This is a genomic window from Achromobacter xylosoxidans (assembly GCF_014490035.1).
GTDB classification, from domain to species: domain Bacteria; phylum Pseudomonadota; class Gammaproteobacteria; order Burkholderiales; family Burkholderiaceae_B; genus Achromobacter; species Achromobacter bronchisepticus_A.
This window is the reverse complement of sequence record NZ_CP061008.1, coordinates 547,475-566,671: the sequence shown is the minus strand read 5'-3', so window position 1 is coordinate 566,671 and position 19,197 is coordinate 547,475. Positions and strand designations below refer to the sequence as shown.

At 67.9% G+C, this 19,197-nt stretch carries 16 protein-coding genes; 6 read left to right on the top strand and 10 right to left on the bottom strand.

Annotated elements, in window-relative coordinates; translation table 11 throughout:
- Positions 1–5 precede the first annotated feature (5 nt).
- Positions 6–758: a lytic transglycosylase domain-containing protein gene (locus IAG39_RS02680; protein WP_118933640.1), complete on the bottom strand. Its 753-nt coding sequence runs from the start codon at positions 756–758 to the stop codon at positions 6–8.
- 265 nt (positions 759–1,023) lie between these two features.
- Between IAG39_RS02680 and IAG39_RS02675 the strand changes: the two genes are divergently transcribed.
- Positions 1,024–2,769: a DUF342 domain-containing protein gene (locus tag IAG39_RS02675; RefSeq protein WP_118933639.1), complete on the top strand. Its 1,746-nt coding sequence runs from the start codon at positions 1,024–1,026 to the stop codon at positions 2,767–2,769.
- Positions 2,770–2,787: 18 nt separating this feature from the next.
- Here IAG39_RS02675 and IAG39_RS02670 read toward each other — a convergent pair whose 3' ends face one another.
- From IAG39_RS02670 to IAG39_RS02645, 6 genes are read right to left on the bottom strand one after another with little or no spacing between them, the layout of a single operon-like run.
- Positions 2,788–3,594, bottom strand: a complete 807-nt coding sequence (locus IAG39_RS02670; RefSeq protein ID WP_118933638.1) for an SDR family oxidoreductase — start codon at positions 3,592–3,594, stop codon at positions 2,788–2,790.
- 13 nt (positions 3,595–3,607) lie between these two features.
- On the bottom strand, positions 3,608–4,219 hold the full coding sequence (locus tag IAG39_RS02665; protein WP_059377573.1) for a cysteine hydrolase family protein: 612 nt from the start codon (positions 4,217–4,219) through the stop codon (positions 3,608–3,610).
- Positions 4,216–4,749, bottom strand: a complete 534-nt coding sequence (locus IAG39_RS02660; protein WP_118933637.1) for an aromatic-ring-hydroxylating dioxygenase subunit beta — start codon at positions 4,747–4,749, stop codon at positions 4,216–4,218. The genes IAG39_RS02665 and IAG39_RS02660 overlap by 4 nt, the downstream gene beginning before the upstream one ends.
- Positions 4,740–6,086: an aromatic ring-hydroxylating dioxygenase subunit alpha gene (locus IAG39_RS02655; protein ID WP_118933636.1), complete on the bottom strand. Its 1,347-nt coding sequence runs from the start codon at positions 6,084–6,086 to the stop codon at positions 4,740–4,742. Before IAG39_RS02655 ends, IAG39_RS02660 begins: the two co-directional genes overlap by 10 nt.
- A gap of 9 nt (positions 6,087–6,095) precedes the next feature.
- A complete protein-coding gene (locus tag IAG39_RS02650; RefSeq protein WP_059377568.1) occupies positions 6,096–7,340 on the bottom strand; it encodes a dienelactone hydrolase family protein in 1,245 nt (414 codons plus the stop codon).
- Between the two features lie 28 nt (positions 7,341–7,368).
- Entirely contained in the window at positions 7,369–8,547 is a 1,179-nt protein-coding gene (locus IAG39_RS02645) for an ABC transporter substrate-binding protein (protein WP_059377565.1), read from the bottom strand.
- A 280-nt stretch (positions 8,548–8,827) separates the two neighbouring features.
- Here IAG39_RS02645 and IAG39_RS02640 point away from each other — a divergent pair, with 280 nt between their 5' ends.
- A complete protein-coding gene (locus IAG39_RS02640; protein WP_059377562.1) occupies positions 8,828–9,814 on the top strand; it encodes an AraC family transcriptional regulator in 987 nt (328 codons plus the stop codon).
- 15 nt (positions 9,815–9,829) lie between these two features.
- Here IAG39_RS02640 and IAG39_RS02635 read toward each other — a convergent pair whose 3' ends face one another.
- A complete protein-coding gene (locus IAG39_RS02635; protein WP_118933635.1) occupies positions 9,830–13,441 on the bottom strand; it encodes an indolepyruvate ferredoxin oxidoreductase family protein in 3,612 nt (1,203 codons plus the stop codon).
- Between the two features lie 168 nt (positions 13,442–13,609).
- On the opposite strand from IAG39_RS02635, the gene mutY reads away from it, so the two are divergent.
- Positions 13,610–14,680, top strand: a complete 1,071-nt coding sequence (mutY, locus tag IAG39_RS02630) for an A/G-specific adenine glycosylase (RefSeq protein ID WP_165867909.1) — start codon at positions 13,610–13,612, stop codon at positions 14,678–14,680.
- Between the two features lie 4 nt (positions 14,681–14,684).
- On the opposite strand, the gene IAG39_RS02625 is transcribed toward mutY, so the two are convergent.
- A complete protein-coding gene (locus IAG39_RS02625) occupies positions 14,685–15,509 on the bottom strand; it encodes a helix-turn-helix transcriptional regulator (protein ID WP_118933633.1) in 825 nt (274 codons plus the stop codon).
- Between the two features lie 115 nt (positions 15,510–15,624).
- Here IAG39_RS02625 and IAG39_RS02620 point away from each other — a divergent pair, with 115 nt between their 5' ends.
- Both IAG39_RS02620 and iaaH read left to right on the top strand, forming a co-directional pair.
- Complete coding sequence (locus tag IAG39_RS02620; protein WP_118933632.1) at positions 15,625–16,395, top strand: class I SAM-dependent methyltransferase; 771 nt, start codon at positions 15,625–15,627, stop codon at positions 16,393–16,395.
- Between the two features lie 93 nt (positions 16,396–16,488).
- Positions 16,489–17,964: an indoleacetamide hydrolase gene (iaaH, locus tag IAG39_RS02615; RefSeq protein WP_118933631.1), complete on the top strand. Its 1,476-nt coding sequence runs from the start codon at positions 16,489–16,491 to the stop codon at positions 17,962–17,964.
- An 83-nt stretch (positions 17,965–18,047) separates the two neighbouring features.
- Here the strand turns inward: iaaH and IAG39_RS02610 are convergent, their stop codons facing one another.
- Positions 18,048–18,383, bottom strand: a complete 336-nt coding sequence (locus IAG39_RS02610; RefSeq protein ID WP_059377545.1) for a PsiF family protein — start codon at positions 18,381–18,383, stop codon at positions 18,048–18,050.
- Between the two features lie 363 nt (positions 18,384–18,746).
- Between IAG39_RS02610 and IAG39_RS02605 the strand changes: the two genes are divergently transcribed.
- Positions 18,747–19,085: an FxLYD domain-containing protein gene (locus IAG39_RS02605; protein WP_059377542.1), complete on the top strand. Its 339-nt coding sequence runs from the start codon at positions 18,747–18,749 to the stop codon at positions 19,083–19,085.
- Positions 19,086–19,197 lie beyond the last annotated feature (112 nt).

Sequence of the window (19,197 nt, the reverse complement as noted above, 5' to 3'; positions counted from 1 at the left end):
CCCCTTCAAGGCGCCTTGTAGTGCTCGTACAAGGCGGTCACATCCCGCACGTACGCCTGGGTTTCCGCATAGGGCGGCACGGCGTCGTATTTGCGCACCGCTCCTTCCCCCGCGTTATAGGCCGCCAGCGCCAGATCCAGGCGGCCGGGATACTGGTCGATCAGCCGGCGCAGATGGCGCGACCCCGCGTTCACATTGGTCGCCGGATCCACCAGCGCCGTCTCCACGTCCGTCACCGACAACAACGGCGCCGCGGTGGCGGGCATCAGCTGCATCAGGCCCAGCGCCCCCTTGGGGGAGCGGGCGTCGCTGCGAAAGCCCGATTCGATCGCGATCACGGCAGTCAGCAAGGCCTGATCCACGCCCGACTCCCGGGCTGCCCGGGCAATCAGCCCGTCATGCGCCTGCGGTACCTTCAGGTCTCCCCAGCGCTGCGCGCGCGACGCGGAGGCCAGCGTCACCAGGCGTGCGCCATCTCCGGACTTGGGCTCGCATTCCAGGCAGACCTTCATGCCGCTGCCGCGCCAGGCAGTCCTGGCCTGCGCCCGCTTGTAATACTTGGCGTAGCCCGTGGGCACCTTCATGGAACGCCACACGCCGTAGGGATCCTTGTAGCGGTAGATGTCGGCCGCCTGGGCGGAGCCGGCGGGCGCCAGCGCCAGAATGCCGGCCGCCAGGGCTGCCAGCGCCGCCATGCCCGCGGCGCGCGCCGCGAGGGCGCGCAGGGCCGGCAGGACAGAACGGGGATGGCGGTGCATGGGTGGGCTCCGGCGGCGTCCGAAGACGTGTAATCGAGCTCCTATGCTGCTGCGGCAACGCCCATTTGTCGCTAGTACCGACGCCCTAGTCCTGGCCGAACGGTCGCCGTCCCAGGAGCAAACAGGGGCAGAACTAGGGCATGCGGTGGAATTTTCCCTGCCTACTTTCCAGTAGCCCATGGCGCTTACGCTAGAATATGACTTAATATTTCCTATAATTACTAAATAATTTCACCTGACAGAAACACCAGGCTGGAGAGGCAAGATGGACGCAGAAAACACGCTCCAGCTGACGCTGGACGCCACGACCAACGTCCTGACGGCGGTCTACACGCCGCCCGCACGTCCCGATGCAGCGGATTCCGCCCTGGCGTCCCCCTCGCCAGCCGAGACGGACGGGGCGGCCGCCCTCGAGGCCGAGGCCAGCGTCGCGGTCGCGGACGACGACGAACCAGGCCCCCAAGCCAATGCCGACCTGCCCAGCTGGGACACGCTGGCGGCGGTGGCCGTCGCTCAGGGCTGGGGCGCCGAAGCGCTGGACAGCCAGGCCGTCCTGACCTTCATCGACCTGTGCCGCCACGCCAACGAACCCGTGCGGGCCCCGGTTGGCCAGCTCGTCGACGGTTCGCTGGAACTGGAACTGGACGCCGAGCGCATGTCCGCCCTGCTGACCCTGCTCCCGCCCAAGGGGGGCAAGCCCGTCACGCTGGAAGCCGTGCGCCAGGTGCTGGCCGAGCGCGGCATCGTCCACGGCATCCTGGAACAGGAGCTGATCGACACCGTCACGCAAGGCCGCCGCGAAACCACGCAGATCGCCCGCGGCACGCCGCCCACCCGCGGCACCCCGACGCGCTTCGAAAGCCTGCTGGACCGTCTCAAGCCCCGCGGCCAGGACATCGACGAACTGGCCCAGGTGGACTACCGCGACCTGGGCAGCCTGTTGCTGGTCACGCCCGGCATGCCGCTGATGCGGCGCACGCCGCCCCTGCCCGGCGTCGACGGCAGCACCGTGCTGGGCGAACCGATCCTGCCCGACGAGCTGCCTGACACGCCGTTCGCCAGCGACCTGTCCGGCGCCACCGTCGACCCGGAAGATCCGCTGCTGCTGCGCGCCACCATCGCCGGCACGCCCACCCTGGTCAGCCACGGCGTGCAGGTCAATCCCCTGGTCGAGGTCGACGCCGTCAACCTGAGTACCGGCAATATCCATTTCGAAGGCTCGCTGCTGGTGCGCGGCGACATCGCCGCCACCATGGAAGTCCACGTGACGGGCGACGTGATGGTCAACGGCACCATGGAAGCCGCGCTGGTCGAGGCCGGCGGCAACGTGACGGTCAAGGGCGGCGTCATCGGCCTGGCCGAAGCCCTGCAAGACGCCACCGCCGCCGCACGCACCGCGCGCGTCGTCTGTGGCGGCGCGCTGCGCGCCAAGTTCATCGAGAACGCCGTCATCAGTGCAGGCAAGGACGTAGACGTGGAGCGCGAAGTCCGCCAGAGCAGCATCGCGGCCGGCGGCAGCGTCAACGTCGGCCCGCCCAACACCCAGCAAAGCGCCATCACCGGCGGCCAGACCCGCGCCATGCAGGCGGTGCGCGCCGGCACCATCGGCTCGCCCTCGGGTATCCCGACGCTGGTGCAGGCCGGCCTGGATCCGCACGCCGACATCAAGCGCTCGGCATTGGCGCGCAAGCGCCAGAAGATGCATGAGGAAAAATCCAAGCTGGAACAACTGCTGATGTTCCTGAAGGCCAATCCTCAGCGCGCCCCGGGCGACGTCGCCGACCGCGCCCGCAACACCCACGTCAAGCTCAGCCAGGACCTGCTGGCGCTGGACGCGGAGGAGGCCCAGCTGGTGCTGGACCTGCAGCCCCTGGCCAGCGCCACCATCCAGGCCGCGCGCCGCTTCTGCGGCGGCGCGACGATTCAGGTGGGCAACAAGGTGCAGGAATTCCTGGAAGATCAGATCGGCGGCAAGGCCGCCGTCGAAGAAGGGCAGATCGTCATCCGCTGACGCCGCCCGCTGGCGCCTTCAGGGCGCCAGTTCCTTGAACCAGGCGCGCGGCGAAATGCCGCGGTCCGGCCCCAGGATGGAAAAGCCGCCGTCCACGGGTATGTCCACCCCCGTCATCCACGAAGCCGCGTCGGAGCAAGCGAAGCACACGGCCGCGGCGATCTCCTCGCCCGAGCCGACCCGCCCCAGCGGATGGAAATGCGCTCCCACCGCGTCCGCCGCCGGACGCGAACCGCCCGACAACTGTTCCACCGACGGCGACCAGGTCCAGGCGGGCGACACCGCCAGCACGCGTACGCCAGCCGGCGCCAGTTCCACCGCGAAGTTCTTGGTGATCTGCAGCAGCGCCGCCTTGGACGCCGGATAAAGCGCGCGCCCTGCCGCGCCGAACTTGCCGCCCGTGCTGCCCATGTTCACCACCACGCCGCCGCGCGGCAGCAGCGGCGCAGCCATTTGCGTGAAGATGGCCGCCGACACCAGGTTGGTGTCCAGCGTGCTGTGCCATTCCGCGCGCGACGAGGCCAGGCCCCGGTCCGCGTACTGGCAGGCGTTGTTGACCAGGATATCCAGCCGCCCGAAGCGCGCCACGGCGGCGTCGATGCAGCGCTGTATCTGGTCGTCCTGCCCGATGTCGGTTTCGCAGTACAGCGCGCGGCCGTCCAGCTCGTTTTCGAGCTTGCGGCCGGCCTCGGCATTGCGCCCGACCAGCACCACGTTGACGCCGGCCGCGGCCAGGCCGCGCGCGATGTCCGCGCCCAATCCCTGGGTGCTGCCGGTGACGATGGCGGTCTTGCCGGCCAGCCCGGGAAAGCCTGTGAAGTCCATGATGAATCCTTGATCAATGAGGCGCGGCGGCCCAGCGCACAGCTTCCGCCACCGGCCCGGTTTGCGCAATCAGGCGCATGCTGGCCAGCGACGCGTCATGCACCGCCGGGTCGGCGGACGCGCAGGCGTCCTGCGCCACCATGACTTCGAAACCGATGTCGGCCGCATGGCGCACCGTGCCCTCCACCACCGAATGCGTGGCGACGCCCGCCACCACCAGCCGGCGCGCGCCCAAGAGCCGCAGCGTCTCTTCCAGCGGCGTGCCGTAGAAGGCGCTGATGCGGGTGTGCTTGACCACGAACTCGCGCGCGCTGCCCGCCAGCGGCTGCAGCCCCTCGTAGAAGGCGCTGCCCCACTGCCCCTCCGGCACCGCGCCGATGGCGGCCACGTTGCGGAAGATGGGGCAATTGGCCATCAGGTCGGCGTAGTCCGGCCGGAACGCGATGCGCACGTGCACGATGGGCAGGTCATGCGCCCGCGCGCCCGCCAGCAGGGCCGCCGCATTGTCCAGCAGGCGCTGGCGCGCCCCGCTGTCCGCATCCAGGCCGACACGGATCTTGCCCTCGGGGTGCAGCACGTCGTTCTGGAAGTGCAGCGCCAGCACCGCGGCATCGGTCGTGGTCACACGAACACCTCGAACACGTCGTGCACGTCGTCGCAATTGACCAGATCCACCCGCTTCATGCGGATACGCCAGCTATCGCCCTCGGCGGCCAGCTTGTGGGTATAGCGGCCCGCCAGCTGGCGCGGCTGGCGCTTGCGCCATTCGGTCATCTGGAAGGTGGAATGCACCACCAGGTTGCCGCCCGCGTCCACGCCCTCGATCTCCACCGCGCCCACCAGCCGCGCGCTGCGCGTGGGCGGCTGCTGCGACCAGTTGCGCGGATGCTCCAGCCGGCGGATGCGCACGTCGCGCAGCATGCGGTCTTCCCAGAACAGCGAGATGTGGTCATACGGACTTTGCTGGCCCTGCACGCGCGGCATCCAGTACATGCCGTCGGCGGTCCACAGCGCCTGCCAGTCGTCGTAGCGGCGCTCGTCCAGCAGACGAGCCTCGCGATACAGGAACTGCGCGATGCGGTGGTAGGTGTCGGCCGGCACCTCGGCCGGCGACAGGCCTGCCGTGCTCACGTCGAAATCAAGGTCTAGCAGCATGAGCGGTCTCCGGTGGCGGCGGCTTCCGTGGCAGCGGGGCCGGCTTCCATATAGGTCTTCCAGGCGTCGAACTGGTTGCGCATGGGCAGTTCGCTGGTGCCGTTGACCGACACCAGGCCTTCGCTATCGCTGCGGTCGCTGCCGTGGTAGCGGTGCATGCTGACCCATTCGCCGCCGCGTGTGGCATTGCCTTCCTGGCAGCGGTTGTAGAGTTCGATGTCGTCCGGCATGACGTTGGACGAAGGCGAGTTGATGACGTTGGCGTACAGCATGGCGCGCTTGAACACCCCGTCCGGCGCGCCCTTGCAGCGGAAGGTCTGGATCTCGATCATGGTGCGGTCCACGGCGATGGGGCGGATCACGCGGAACTGCTGGAACACCGTGTGGGGCGAGCCGCTGCCGTAGATCACCGTGTTGTGGCGGTTCATGCCCAGGATCTCGCGCGCGCGCGTCTCGCCGTAGGCGGCGGTCAGGGTTTCGAAATGCGCGCGCGACACCGGGTCGCGTTCGGCCGCGCCCGGATTGAAGATGCCTTCCATGTAGCCGTGGCCGTTGGGATAGGCGCGCAGCTCCAGCTTTTCCCAGAATTCGTAGGGTTCGCCGTTGCCGTCCATGATGTGCAGCTCCAGCGGCATCTCGCCCATTTCCTTGGCCTCGTCGCGGGCTGCGGCATATGACGATTCATGCGTGACGCGGGCATGCATGGTGTCGTGCAGGTTCTCGTAGAACACCTTCCAGTTCGAACGCTGCATGACGCGGAAGATGCCGCCGGCCACTTCCACCTCGCCCACCGGCGAACGGTCGCAGAGGTTGTCGATCGACGAGCGCACGCCGCCCAGGAAGTCTTCCAGCGCCGGGCCGTCCTTGGCCTGGCTGGCGAACACGAAGCCGCGATAGCTTTCCACGCGCGCCACCCGGCGCATCGAGAAGGACGGATCGGCGGGATCGTAGGCCGTACCCTCCAGCCCCTGCTTCAACGGCACGCCCAGATGGCTGCCGTCCAGCTTGAAGGTCCAGGCGTGGTAAGGGCAGCGGAAGAACTTGCCGACACAGCCCTCGCCGTCGGCCACCACCTTGGCGCCCTTGTGCGGGCAGCGGTTGTACAGCACGTGCACGCGGCCGTCGGTGGCGCGCACCATCAACACGTCCTGGTCGCCCAGGCGCGTGGTGTGGTAATCGCCCGCCTTGGGCACCTGGCTTTCATGCCCCACGTAGATCCAGGCGCGGCCATAGATCCGCTGCATCTCCAGGTCGAAGATGGCGGGGTCGGTGTAGACGCCGCGGTGCACGCTGTCGCCGCGCACCATCGCGGCCAATTGCTCTTCGGTGTATGACATGTCCGGCTCCTACTTGTTCTCGCTTTCTTTCCAGCGCGCCATCAACGTGTTCGACGGCAGGGTCTCGTCCAGCAGCTTGGCGGCGGTCTCGCGGCCGGCTACGGGCAGGCCCTTGGGGTCCAGCAGACCCACCTGCACCAGCACGCTGGCCTGGTCCCAATAGATGTGCTCGTGATAAAGCTTGTCGCCGCGGAACTTGACGATGGCGATCAGCGGAATCTCCACATACTTGCCAGTGGGCTTCACGCCCGGCAACAGCCAGTCGATCTCGGTGGTGTGCGTGAAGCAGAACAGCAGCTCGTCCACGATCTGCGTGGCGCCCACCGTGCGCGACAGCGGCACCAGGCGCGTGTCCGGCGGATTGCTGTTGACGAAGTGGTGCTGGTAGAAGCGGCTCAGTTCCTTGTGGCCCACGCCGCCGGTCATGGTGGGAATGTGGTTCACGTAGGGTTCGGCCACCATGGTGGCCATCGTGGCCGCCACGTCGCGCGTGCCGAATTCGTACTCGCAATGCTTGTCCCAAAGGTAGGAATAGTCGAATTCGGGCCCGATGGCGCGCTGCAAGGCCGCCATGCTGCGCTGGTGTGCCATCAGCGCCGACGGCTTGTCGTAATGGTCGCCGCCCGTGCGTGCGAACGCATGGTCCATGCCCGGATAGACGTAGATCTGCACCCCGGGCTTGTTGCCCAGCGCCTCCAGGATGCGCTGGCGCGCCTCGGGCGGACAGAAGCCGTCCTGCTCGGCGATGTGCAGCACCAGGCGGCCGCGCAGTTGCGACGCTTCGTCCAGGCTGTTCTCGATACCCACGCCGTAGTAGCCGATGGCCACATCCACGTCGGTGCGGCAGGCGGCCAGGTAGGCCAATTTTCCGCCCAGGCAATAGCCCAGCACGCCGACTCCGCCCTGCTGCTCGGACAGCCCGCGCAGCGCGGCGATGGTGGAAGCGATGTCCTTCAGGCCCAGCTCCACGTCGAATTTCTGGTAGAGCTCGAAGGCGCGCGGCATGTCGGCCGGGCCGTCGGTCAGCTGGATGCCCGGCTGCTGACGCCAGAACAGGTCCGGCACCAGCACCACATAACCTTCCTCGGCCAGCAGCTGCGCCGCGCGGCGCATGAAGTCGTTCACGCCGAAGATCTCCTGGCACAGCACCAGGCCCGGGCCGTGCCCGGACGCCGGCACGGCCAGATAGGCGCCGAAGGACTTGCCGTCATGCGAGGCCACCGTCACTTCGCGCGTCGTGATGTTCTGGGTCATACGTATCTCCTTGTTGCGGATGTCCGCCCTACTTCATCTGGCAGGCTGCGGCGAAAGGGTCCTGGTACTGGGTCAGCACCGTGCCCGACAGCTTATTGGACAACTTGCCCCCCGCCCCCGCCTCGACGATGCGCAGGTAATAGTTCTGCACCGGATACTGGTTGCGGTTGAATTTGAAATCGCCGCGCACCGACTTGAAATCCGCGCGCCTCAGCGCCGGACGCAGCGCATCCGCCTCCAGCTTGCCGCCGGTCTGGCGCACCGCGCTATCCAGCAGCATGGCCGCGTCATAGCCCTGCGAGGCATACAGCGTGGGGCTGCGGTTGTAGGTCTTCCGGAAATCCTCGACGAACTTGCGGTTGGCCGGGTTGTCCAGGTCCGATGCCCACTGCGAGGTATTGCGCATGCCCTCGATGGGCGCGCCCACCGCCGCGATGGTGTCCTCGTCGCCCGAAAAGCCCGGCGCCAGCAGCGCGATCTCCTTGGACAGGCCGGCGCCGTTGAACTGCTTGATGAAGTTCACGCCCATGCCGCCGGGCAGGAAGAAGAACACCGCGTCCGGCTTGCTGGCGCGCAGGCGCGTGATCTCCACGCCATAGTCCAGCTGCCCGAGCTGGGTGTAGATCTCTTCGGACAGGCCACCCTTGTACAGGCGCTTGAAGCCGTTGAGCGATTCGCGCCCGCCCGGATAGTCCGGCGCGATCAGCGCCACGCTCTTGTAGCCCTGGTCGGTGGCGTATTTGCCCATCGCGGCCGGGATGTCCTCGTTCTGCCAAGCCACCGCGAAGAAATTCGGATTACAGCCCGCGCCCGCATAGTTCTCGGGGCCCGTATTGGTGCTGAGGTAGATGGTCCCCGATTGCAGGATGGCCGGCATCACCGGCAGCAGCACGTTCGAGAACACAATGCCCGTCATGACGTTCACGCGGTCGCGCTTCAACAGCCGCTCCACCGCCTGGCGGCCGGTGTCCGCCTTCTGCTGGTCGTCCGCCACCACCACTTCGGCCGGCAGTCCGCCCAGCTTGCCGCCGGTATGCTGCAGCGCCAGATTGAAGCCATCGCGGATCTCGTTGCCCAGCGCCGCGCCCGGCCCCGACAACGTGGTCAGCAAGCCAACCTTGACCTTGTCCGCCGCCACGGCGCTCGCCGCCGCCGTCATGCACACCAGCGCAGCCAGCGCGCGCCGGCTCCATAGCTTTTGATTCATGAGCCACCCCGTTTTTCCCGCCCGGCCTGGCCGGCGGAAAGCTGACAGAACCCGTCTGCCGTCGGTTAACGCATGCTGCCGAACAACGCCGCCAGCTTACGCGCCGCGGCGGCGCCCTCCAACCAACACGCGAAGGGCCTGCCGGCTAGATTAGGCTGCCCCAGAGAGCCGCTCTATCCGGATTCCGTCAGCCTTATCCGGGAATCACTTAATTCCAAGTCCTTGACGTTTAAAGTACCCTCGCCAATGACACGGGAGCGTTCCCGTCCCGGAGGCATCCATGCACGGCTGGTCCCGACTCACGCTTGCGCCCCTGTTCAAGCGGCGCGTCTTCAGCTCCACCCAGCAGGACGAGACGCGCACCCTCGTCTCCGAAGCCCTGAAAGAGCACCGTCTCACCTGGAAAGGCGGCCGCGTCGATGCCGAACTGAACCGGGGCCGCTTCGGTTCGCTGACGGTCTGTACGTTGCGCTACGGCGCCGAAGTCCACATCGAACCCGACCGCCTGCAGGACTTCATGCTGGTCCAGGTCCCCCTGAGCGGCCGCGCCTGTATCGAATGCGGCAACGACCGCGTCGACGCCGACCCCGATTGCGCCGCCGTCATCGCCCCCAACCGCCCGCTGAAACTGCATTGGGAAGCCGGCTGCGAACAGCTGCTGCTCAAGATCCCTCGCGGCAAGCTCGAAGCCATCGGGCTGCGCGCCTTCGGCGAGGCCGCCACCCGGCCGCTGGACTTCAGCCCCGCTCTGCGCCTGGACAACCCGGTCGGCGCCGTCTGGCGCAGCATGGTCGAAAGCCTGATCCACCTGCTGCCCACGCTGGATGACGGCGCTCCCCGCCCGCCCGCGGCCTGGCTGGAGCACCTGGAAGACACGCTGGTGCTGCACCTGCTCTACAACCAGCCCAACAGCTGGCAGGCGCATGCCGGCATCGCCCCCGCCGTCCCGCGCCGCCTGAGCGCGGCGGAATCCTATATGCGCGACCACCTCGCCGTCCCGCTGACCCTGGCGGACATTGCCCGCCATGCCGGCGCCAGCGCCAGCGCGCTGACGCGCCTGTTCCAGGAACACCGCAACACCACCCCCATGAACGCGCTGCGGGCGCTGCGGCTGGACGAAGCCAGAAACCGGTTGCGCACGCAGGCAGGCGCCAGCGTCACGGAAGTGGCGCTGGGCGTGGGGTTCGGACATCTGGGGAGGTTCTCGGAGTATTACCGGGAACGTTTCGGGGAACTGCCGCGCGAGACGCGGCGGGTGATGGAGTGACGGGGATGGAATGACTCAGGCCACCCGCGCTCCTCCAATGGAAACCACCGTCGCACTGAAGTCCTTCAGCAACGCCTCCCTGCGCGCAGCCACGCTCTCCATCGCGGCCTCCTTCACGTGGCCATACCCCCGGATGTCCTCGGGCAAACTCGCCAGCGCCACTGCACGGTCCAGGTTCCCGCGATTCAGCTTCGACAGGATCGCCGTGATCGTCTCCCGGTACTCGCGGATCAGTTCGCGTTCGGTGCGGCGCTCAGCCGTGTAGCCAAACGGGTCCAGTCTCGTGCCGCGCAATCTGCGCATCCGCGCCAGCACCCGGAACACGCGCAACATCCCCGGGCCATAACTGCGCTTGATCAGGTGGCCGTCCTTGTCGCGCCGCGCGAACAGCGGCGGCGCCAGGTGGAAACGCAGCTTCCAGTCGCCTTCGAACTGCGCTTGCACCCGCTTGAGGAACTCGCCGTCCGAATACAGCCGCGCGACTTCGTATTCGTCCTTGTAGGCCATCAGCTTGAAGTAGTAGCGCGCCACCGCCAGCGCCAGCCGGTTGGTGCCCGTGGCCTCGCGCTCGGCGCGCGCCACCTTGTCCACCAGTTCGGTGTATTGCAGGGCGTAAGCCTGGTTCTGGTAGTCGGTCAGGAACGCCTTGCGCACCGCCACCACCCGCTCCAGCTCGCCCGTCGGCTTCTTCAGTTCCAACACAGGCTTGTCGGCGCGCGGACGCTTGAGCTCGATGATGCCCTCCGGCCGCGACGGCGCGCCGCCGTTGGCGATCAGGCGCTTCACGTCCGCCAGGTCATGCGCGGCGCGGCGGCCCCAGGCGAAGGCGGCGAGGTTGTTCGGCACCTGCTGGCCGTTCAGTTCGATGGCGCGCAAGAGCGCCTGCTGCGACAGCGGGATCCAGCCCTTCTGGTAGGCGTAGCCCATCATCAGCGGATTGGAGTAGATCGCATCGCCCAGCAGGCCCAGGGCCAATGCGGCGGCATCGACAGTGGCCAGGTGCTCCTTGCCGCAGGCGGACGCCAGGTCGGCGGTCAGGTTGGCGCCCGGCAGCGTCCAGTCCGGATTGCTGACGAAGGACGCGGTCGGCGCGGTGTCGCTGTTGAGCAGCACGCGGGTGCGGTCGGGATTCACCCGCGCCATGGATTCGGCGCTGGTGGCCACCACCAGGTCGCCTGCCAGCAGCAGGTCGGCCTCGCCCATGGCGACCCGCGTATTCAGCAGGCGGTCCGGCGTCTGCGCCAGCACCACGTGCGAGTACACCGCGCCGCCCTTCTGCGCCAGGCCCGCCATGTCCAGCACCGAACAGCCCTTGCCTTCCAGGTGCGCGGCCATGCCCAGCAGCTGGCCTATGGTGACCACGCCGGTGCCGCCCACGCCGGCGATGAAGACGCCGTAGGGCTGATGCAGTTCGCGCGCTGCCGGCTGCGGCACGTCGTCATCGATGGCGCCGTCCTGCGCCAGCGCGCCCGGCTTCTTGAGCTTGCCGCCTTCCACCGTCACGAAGCTGGGGCAAAAGCCCTTCAGACAGGAGAAATCCTTGTTGCAGCTGGACTGGTTGATCGTGCGCTTGCGGCCGAACTCGGTGTCCAGGGGTTCCACCGACAGGCAGTGCGATTTCTGTGAACAGTCGCCGCAACCTTCGCACACGCGTTCGTTGATGAGCACGCGGCGGGCCGGGTCCGGGTAGGCATTGCGCTTGCGGCGGCGCCGCTTCTCGGTGGCGCAGGTCTGGTCATAGATCAGCACCGATACCGCGGGATGCTCGCGCAATTCGCGCATGACCGCGTCGAGCTCGTCGCGATGCCGTACCGGCACGCCGGGCGCCAACCCCTCGACATGCTTGTACTTGTCGGGATCGTCGGTGACGACGATGATTTTCTCGATGCCCTCGGCCGCCACCTGGCTGCTGATCATGGGCACGCTCAAGGGTCCGTCCACCGGTTGCCCGCCCGTCATCGCCACCGCGTCGTTGAACAGGATCTTGTAGGTGATGGGCACCTTGGCCGCCACCGCCGCGCGTATGGCCAGCAAGCCCGAATGGAAGTAGGTGCCGTCGCCCAGGTTGGCGAACACGTGTTTTTCCTCGGTGAACGGGGCCTGGCCCACCCAGGGCACGCCCTCGCCGCCCATCTGCGTAAAGACATCGGTGCTGCGGTCCATCCAGCGGACCATGTAGTGGCAGCCTATGCCTGCCATCCCGCGCGAGCCTTCCGGCAGGCGGGTCGAGGTGTTGTGCGGACAGCCCGAACAGAACCAGGGCTTGCGCTCTTCGACCACGCGCGGGCGCGCCAGCGCCTGTTCGCGGCCGCTGATGAAAGCCAGGCGCGCCTCGATGCCGGCGCGCACGTCCTCGGGCAGTTCGAAACGCAACAAGCGCGCGGCGATGGCGCGCGCAACCATGGCGGGCGAGAACTCATAATGCGCCGGCAGCAGCCAGTTGCCTTGCGGCACCGACCATTCGCCGCCGTCCTTGTCGTCGAACTTGCCGACCACGCGCGGAATCTTCTTGCCGCTGCCGATCCAGCTGAACAGTTCTTCCTTCAGCTGGTACTCCAGCACCTGGCGCTTTTCCTCGACCACCAGGATCTCGTCCAGGCCTTCGGCGAAATGCTGCATGCCGGTGGACTCCAGCGGCCAGACCATGCCGACCTTGAACAGCCGCAGGCCGATGCGCTGGCATACGGTCTCGGACAGCCCCAGGTCGGACAGCGCCTGGCGCGTGTCCAGATATGCCTTGCCCGAGGTCATGATGCCGAAGCGCGCATCGCGCTGCGGCACATGCCAGAGTTCGCGGTTGAGCTTGTTGGCGCGGGCATAGGCCAGCGCGGCATAGAGCTTGTAGTCCAGCAGGCGGGCCTCCTGCTGCAGCGGCGTGTCGGGCAGCCTGATGTTCAGGCCGTCGGCCGGCAGCAGGAAGTCCTGCGGCAGCAGTATCTCCACGCGATGGGGATCCACGTCCACGGAAGCCGAGACTTCGACGATATCGGTGATGCACTTCATGCCCACCCAGACGCCCGCGTAGCGGCTCATCGCCCAGCCATGCAGGCCGTAGTCCAGCACTTCCTGCACGCTGGACGGAAACAGCGCAGGGATCATGCAGGCCTTGAGGATGTGGTCGCTCTGGTGCGGCAGGGTCGAGGACTTGGCGGGGTGGTCGTCGCCCGCCACCACCAGCACGCCGCCATGGCGCGAGGTGCCGGCGGCGTTGGCGTGCTTGAAGACGTCGCCGCAGCGGTCCACGCCAGGCCCCTTGCCGTACCACATGCCGAACACGCCGTCGTACTTGGCGCCCGGGAACAGGTTGACCTGCTGCGAGCCCCACACCGCGGTGGCGGCCAGGTCTTCGTTGATGCCGGGCTGGAACTCGACGTGATGGGCCTTCAGGTACTTGGCCGCCTTCCACATGTTCTGGTCCACGCCGCCCAGCGGAGAACCGCGATAACCAGACACGAAGCCCGCCGTATTCAGGCCGGCGCGCGCATCACGCACGCGTTGCATCATGGGCAGGCGGACCAGGGCATGGATGCCGCTCATCCAGGCGCGCCCGGATTCCAGGGTGTACTTGTCGTCCAGCTGGACGGATTCAAGCGCGGCACGCAAGGCAGGCGAAGCAGGAGCGTTCATGTCGACTCCAAGGGATCCAGGAACCCCGGCCGGCGACGCGCGACACCCTCTTGAAGCGCACGCGGGCGAGCAAGGGACGTGAATTGCGGGCGCTGGCGCGCTTCTGTTTCCATTGTTTGTAACCGCTAGCCCCACCCCGGGCAATAGGGCGATGCGATAATTGCCGCCATGGACTTCGCCCCTCGTATCGTCGACTGGCAGCGCCGTCACGGCCGCCACGATCTCCCCTGGCAAAACACCCGGGATCCCTACCGCATCTGGCTTTCCGAGATCATGCTGCAGCAGACGCAGGTGGCGACGGTCATCCCCTATTACGAACGCTTCCTGCAGCGCTTTCCGGACGTGGCCGCGCTGGCGGCGGCCGCGCAGGAAGACGTAATGCCCTACTGGGCCGGACTGGGCTACTACGCCCGCGCCCGCAACCTGCACCGCTGCGCGCAAGAAATCGCGCGCGACTGGGGCGGACGTTTCCCGCCCACGGCGCAAGCCATCGCCACGCTGCCGGGTATCGGCCGCTCCACCGCCGCCGCCATCGCCGCGTTCGCCTACGGCGAGCGCTCGCCCATCCTGGACGGCAACGTCAAGCGCGTGTTCACGCGGCACTTCGGCATCGCCGGGGACCCGACCAAGCGTGAAGTCGAACAGAAGCTGTGGGCGCTGGCAGATGCGCAGGTCGAAGCCGCGCCCGGCCTGGACATGGCCGCCTACACGCAGGGACTGATGGACCTGGGCGCCACGCTATGCACGCGCGGCAAGCCTGCCTGCGAGGCCTGCCCCGTGGCGGACAGCTGCGTGGCCAAACGCGAAGGCCGCCAGGCCGAACTGCCCACGCCCAAGGCGCGCAAGGCGATCCCCGAACGCGAGACCTGTATGCTGGTCCTGCGGCATCAGGGCGCCTTCCTGCTGCAGCAACGGCCCGAGCCCGGCATCTGGGGCGGACTGTGGAGCCTGCCCGAATTCGACGTGTCGCAAGACCCCGACAGCGCTTCCCGCGCGCTGGGCCTGGAGCCCGAACAGCGCTTCGAGCTGGCGGCCTTCGCCCACACCTTCACGCACTACCGCCTGCACATCCGGCCCTGGCTGGTGCCGGTGCGCGCGGCCAGGCTGCGCGAGTCCGCAAGGCCGGAACGCTGGGTGCCGGCGGACGAACTGCCGTCGATTGCGCTGCCGGCGCCGGTGAAGAAACTGCTGCAGGGGCTGGTCGACGCCGGGATGCAGGACAGCCTGTTCAAGGGCTGATCTTTCAGGGCTGTGCGCCCCCGCCCAACAACATCACCAGCTTCAGGTCCGGATGCGTCGCCAGCCGGAACGTGATCTGCTGGTAGGCCAGCTTGCCGCGGCCCGGATGCTGGAATTCGCGCAGGCCGCCTTCACGCTCGACCACCGCATGGCGCGTCCACCAGTGGGCGAACACCGGGCTTTGCCGGTTCAGGTTGTCCAGGAGCGCCAGCACGGCCGGCTCGTCCAGGTGCGCGCCGGCGTCGGCGCGGAATTCCGCCACCACGCGGCGGGCGCGCTGGTCCCAATCCACCACCAGTTCGCGCGCGGCGGGGTCCAGGAAGATGTAGCGCAGCAGATTCGGTTCGGCATCGCGCGCCGGCCAGTTGTCGAACAGGTCGCGCAGGGGCTCGTTGTAGGCCAGCACGTTCCAGGCCCGGTCCAGCACGTAGGCCGGGGCGTTGATCGCGTTCACGCATTCCTGCAAGGGACCTGGCGCGCCGGCGTCGTCGCGGCCGTGCTGCGGATCGGCGCAGTCGGCCAGGTCGAACAGATAGGCGCGTTCGGCGCGGGCCAGTTGCAGCACGCCCGCGATGCGCGACCAGACCGAAGGCGATACCGACACTTCCCGCCCCTGCTCGATCCAGGTGTACCAGGTGACGCTGATACCGCAAAGCTGGGCCACTTCCTCGCGCCGCAATCCGGGGGTGCGGCGACGCATGCCTTCGGGCAGGCCGGCCATCTGGGGCGTGATGCGGGAGCGGGCGCTGCGCACGAATTCGCCCAGCGCCTGGCGGCGCAGGGGGGAGCCTTCGTGGCCGGCGGCGCCGGCCTGGGGGGAAGTAGTCATACCAGGATGAGCAATGGACTTGTACGTGTATGGACAGCCGCCTATCTTAGCGCCTGGGCCGCCGCTTCCACCTGCTTTCCACCCCCGTACCGGCCCCAGCCACCCAAGGATTCCCATGACCGCCAGTACCCATGACGCCGCCGTCGACCGCCAATTCAGCCCGCGCGCGACCGCCTATCTGACCAGCGCCGTACACGCCCAGGGTGAAGACCTGCTGCAGATGGCCGACATCGCCGCGCAGCATCCCGAAGCCCGGCTGCTGGACCTGGGCTGTGGCGGCGGCCACGTGAGCTTTCACGTGGCGCCGCAAGTCAAACACGTCACCGCCTACGACCTGTCGCAGCAGATGCTGGACGTGGTCGCCGGCGAGGCCGCCAAGCGCGGGCAGGCCAATCTGGCCACCCGACAAGGCAAGGCGGAGTACCTGCCCTTCGGCGACGGCGAGTTCGACCTGGTGATGTCGCGCTATTCCACCCACCACTGGCAGGACGCCGGGCGCGGCCTGCGCGAAGCCTTCCGGGTGCTGAAGCCGGGCGGCATCGCCGTGTTCGCCGATGTGGTGTCGCCGGGTGAACCGCTGCTGGATACCTGGCTGCAGACCATCGAAGTGCTGCGCGACACCTCGCACGTGCGCGACTACTCGGTCGCCGAGTGGACCCGCATGCTGACCGAGGCCGGCTTCACCCTGCAGGGCCTGACGCCGCGCCGCCTGCCGCTGGAGTTCCAGTCCTGGGTCGTGCGCATGCGCACGCCGGACACGCTGGTGGCGGCCCTGCGCCATATGTTCGGCATCGCGCCGGACGTGGTGCGCGCGCACTTCGACGTGCAGGACGACGCTTCCTTCACCAGCGACACGGCGACCATCGTGGTGAGGAAGCCGGGCTGATTCCTGGCGCGGCGGCGGGACCTGCTCGACAGCGCCCGCTTCCCCCTGTATAGGTACGGGTTCGACAGAATCCCGCACAGGTAAGGAAGCGTCATGTCCGATACGTCCAAACAGCCATTGCCCGCCGCGTCCCCTGCGGACCTGACCGTCACCGAGGCCGCGGCCCTTATCCGGCAGGGACGCCTCACCAGCGTTGCGCTGACCCAGGCCTGCCTGGACCGCATCGAGGCGCGCGCCGATCTCAACGCCTTCATCACCGTGGACCGCGCAGGCGCGCTGGCCCAGGCCCGCGCCCGGGATGCCGCCCGCGGCCAGGCGGACCAGGCCGCGCAGCCGCTGGCCGGCGTGCCCATCGCCATCAAGGACAACATCCACGTTGCCGGCCTGCCCAACACGGCCGGCACGCCGGCCTTGAAGCATTTCCGTCCGACCGAGGACGCGCCGGTGGTGCGGCGCCTGCGCGAGGCGGGCGCCGTCATCGTGGGCAAGACCAATATGCACGAACTGGCCTTTGGCGTGTCGGGCTACAACACCGCCTTTCCCGGCGCGCACGGCGAGGGCACCCGCAACGCCTATGACGCGCGCCTGATCGCCGGCGGCTCGTCCTCGGGCAGCGGCGCGGCGGTGGGCGCGCGCCTGACGCCGGCCGCGCTGGGCACGGACACGGGCGCCTCGGTGCGCCTGCCTGCGGCGGTGAACGGCGCGGTGGGCTTTCGCCCGTCGGTGGGCCGCTACGACGGCGCCGGCATCACGCCGATCTCGCACACCCGCGACACGCCTGGACCCATCGCCAACAGCATGGACGACATCGTGCTGCTGGACGCGGTGCTGACGGGCGACCGCCAGCCCTTGTCCGCCCTGCCGCCTGCCGGCATGCGCCTGGGCCTGTGCGACTACTTCTGGAAGGACCTGGACCCGCAGGTGCAGGCCGTCATGGATGCCGCGCTGGCCAAGCTGCGCGCGGCCGGCGTGCAACTGGTCGAACTGGACATGCCGGGCCTGGAAGCCAGCAACGCCGCAGTTGGCATGCCGGTCTGCCTGTACGAGCAGAAGGGCGACCTGACGGACTATCTCAGCCGCTACGGCACCGGCCTCAGCTTCGAACAGGTGGTGGCGCAGATCTCCAGCCCGGACGTCAAAGGAATTTTCGACGGCCTGATCGTGCCTGGCGTGCTGCCCCTGCCCACGGGCGAGGCGCTGCCGCTGCAGCCGCTTTATGAACGCGCCATGGCGACGCACCGCGACGAGCTCATCGGCGTGTACCGCCGCGCATTCCAGGACCATGCGCTGGACGGCCTGCTGTTTCCCACGGTGCCGATCCCGCCGCTGGCCGCCACGCCCGAAGCCAGCAGCTTCGAGAGCTTCGGCCGCCTGGCGCGCAATGTCGATCCGGGCAGCAACGCCGGCCTGCCGGGACTGAGCGTGCCCGCCGGCCTGTCAGTGGACGGACTGCCGGTGGGATTGGAAGTCGACGGGCTGCCAGGCGAGGACCGCAAGGTGCTGGCGGTCGGACTGGCGCTGGAAAGCGTGCTGGGGCGCTTGCAGGGGCCGGGACGTTCCGGCGGCTGAGAGGCGCCTCATGCCAAAAAAAATCGCCGGCCCGTTTCAGGGGCTGGCGATTTTTCTTCGCGACATGCCGTGTTGCGTCGGCGCTAGCCTTTCAGGCAGGTGCTCATGAAGGTCTTGCGCTTGTCGCCGGTCAGTTGCTGCGAGGTGGCCTTGGCGTTGCAGTCCTTCATCTTCTGCTGCTGCGGCGTGAGTTCCTTGGCGGGCGCGGCGGTTTCGCCCTTCAGGCAGCTGCTCATGTAGGCCTTGCGGTCATCGCCCTTCTTGCCTTCGGCGGACTTGTTGCAGTCGGCCATGCGCTGCTGCTGCGGCGTAGGCGTCTTGGCGGTGGCGGGAGCTGCGGGCGTCTGGGCAAGGGCTGCGCCGGCGAAACAAGCGGTCAACAGAAAGGCCGAGGCCAACTGGCTGGTACGGGAAAGCATGGATTCCTCCCTTGGCGCCCGCGCGCCTGGACTCAGTCGCAAAGGCGGGCCGCACGATCCGCCGGCCCAATCGCCGGCCCGGTCATGATCGAACAAACCCGAACCCTGCGCAAGAGTGCGGAAAGTCAAGAATCGCCAAGGCCTTACACGCCCCTGAAACCGCCGCAGGCTTCCCCCGTGGACATGCCCCCACGCAGGCGAATTTGCGACCAATCCAAGCACCCTGTTACCCATTCATCCCTTTGCCCCGTTGTGTACATGGCGGGAAAGGTGTGAGATAAGCATGCCCCCAAGGTAGAGGAGGCATTGACCGCCCTGCGGACCCGAACGGCATCCGACTCCGCGGCTGCACAGGAGACCATGATGAAACTTGCCCTTGCCTGGTTCGCGCTGCTTGCCGGCCTGTCCGGCGCCGCCGGCGCGCAGAGCCTGGTCTACGGCGTCACGCTGGGCAACGTCCAGGCCGTGCGCGACGTCAACCAGAACGTGTCGGCCATCACCGGGCTGCTGTCCAACCAGTCGGCGCGGCACATCAACAGCGCCATGCTGACCTTCGTGCTGTACGACGCGCAGGACCGCGAGATCGGCCGCGTGCGCGACGACGTCATCGGCCCGCTGGCGCCCGGCCAGATCAAGCAGATCCGGGCCGTCACGCCGCTGCAATTCACCCGCGTCACCGCGCTGGACGTCGACGCCCGCTAGGCGCCGGCTAGACGCCCGTTACGGCCCGCCTGCCAAAAAAAACCCTGATTACTTCAGGGTCTAGACAGCGTGGCGCAAGGTCAAATATGGGAAAATTCGGTTTGTCGACTCA

Bases quoted from the DNA above. Each gene is read 5' to 3' on its own strand.
- IAG39_RS02680 (WP_118933640.1), bottom strand. From the start codon at position 758: ATGCACCGCCATCCCCGTTCTGTCCTGCCGGCCCTGCGCGCCCTCGCG.
- IAG39_RS02675 (WP_118933639.1), top strand. From the start codon at position 1,024: ATGGACGCAGAAAACACGCTCCAGCTGACGCTGGACGCCACGACCAAC.
- IAG39_RS02670 (WP_118933638.1), bottom strand. From the start codon at position 3,594: ATGGACTTCACAGGCTTTCCCGGGCTGGCCGGCAAGACCGCCATCGTC.
- IAG39_RS02660 (WP_118933637.1), bottom strand. From the start codon at position 4,749: ATGCTGCTAGACCTTGATTTCGACGTGAGCACGGCAGGCCTGTCGCCG.
- IAG39_RS02655 (WP_118933636.1), bottom strand. From the start codon at position 6,086: ATGTCATACACCGAAGAGCAATTGGCCGCGATGGTGCGCGGCGACAGC.
- IAG39_RS02650 (WP_059377568.1), bottom strand. From the start codon at position 7,340: ATGACCCAGAACATCACGACGCGCGAAGTGACGGTGGCCTCGCATGAC.
- IAG39_RS02645 (WP_059377565.1), bottom strand. From the start codon at position 8,547: ATGAATCAAAAGCTATGGAGCCGGCGCGCGCTGGCTGCGCTGGTGTGC.
- IAG39_RS02640 (WP_059377562.1), top strand. From the start codon at position 8,828: ATGCACGGCTGGTCCCGACTCACGCTTGCGCCCCTGTTCAAGCGGCGC.
- IAG39_RS02635 (WP_118933635.1), bottom strand. From the start codon at position 13,441: ATGAACGCTCCTGCTTCGCCTGCCTTGCGTGCCGCGCTTGAATCCGTC.
- mutY (WP_165867909.1), top strand. From the start codon at position 13,610: ATGGACTTCGCCCCTCGTATCGTCGACTGGCAGCGCCGTCACGGCCGC.
- IAG39_RS02625 (WP_118933633.1), bottom strand. From the start codon at position 15,509: ATGACTACTTCCCCCCAGGCCGGCGCCGCCGGCCACGAAGGCTCCCCC.
- IAG39_RS02620 (WP_118933632.1), top strand. From the start codon at position 15,625: ATGACCGCCAGTACCCATGACGCCGCCGTCGACCGCCAATTCAGCCCG.
- iaaH (WP_118933631.1), top strand. From the start codon at position 16,489: ATGTCCGATACGTCCAAACAGCCATTGCCCGCCGCGTCCCCTGCGGAC.
- IAG39_RS02610 (WP_059377545.1), bottom strand. From the start codon at position 18,383: ATGCTTTCCCGTACCAGCCAGTTGGCCTCGGCCTTTCTGTTGACCGCT.
- IAG39_RS02605 (WP_059377542.1), top strand. From the start codon at position 18,747: ATGAAACTTGCCCTTGCCTGGTTCGCGCTGCTTGCCGGCCTGTCCGGC.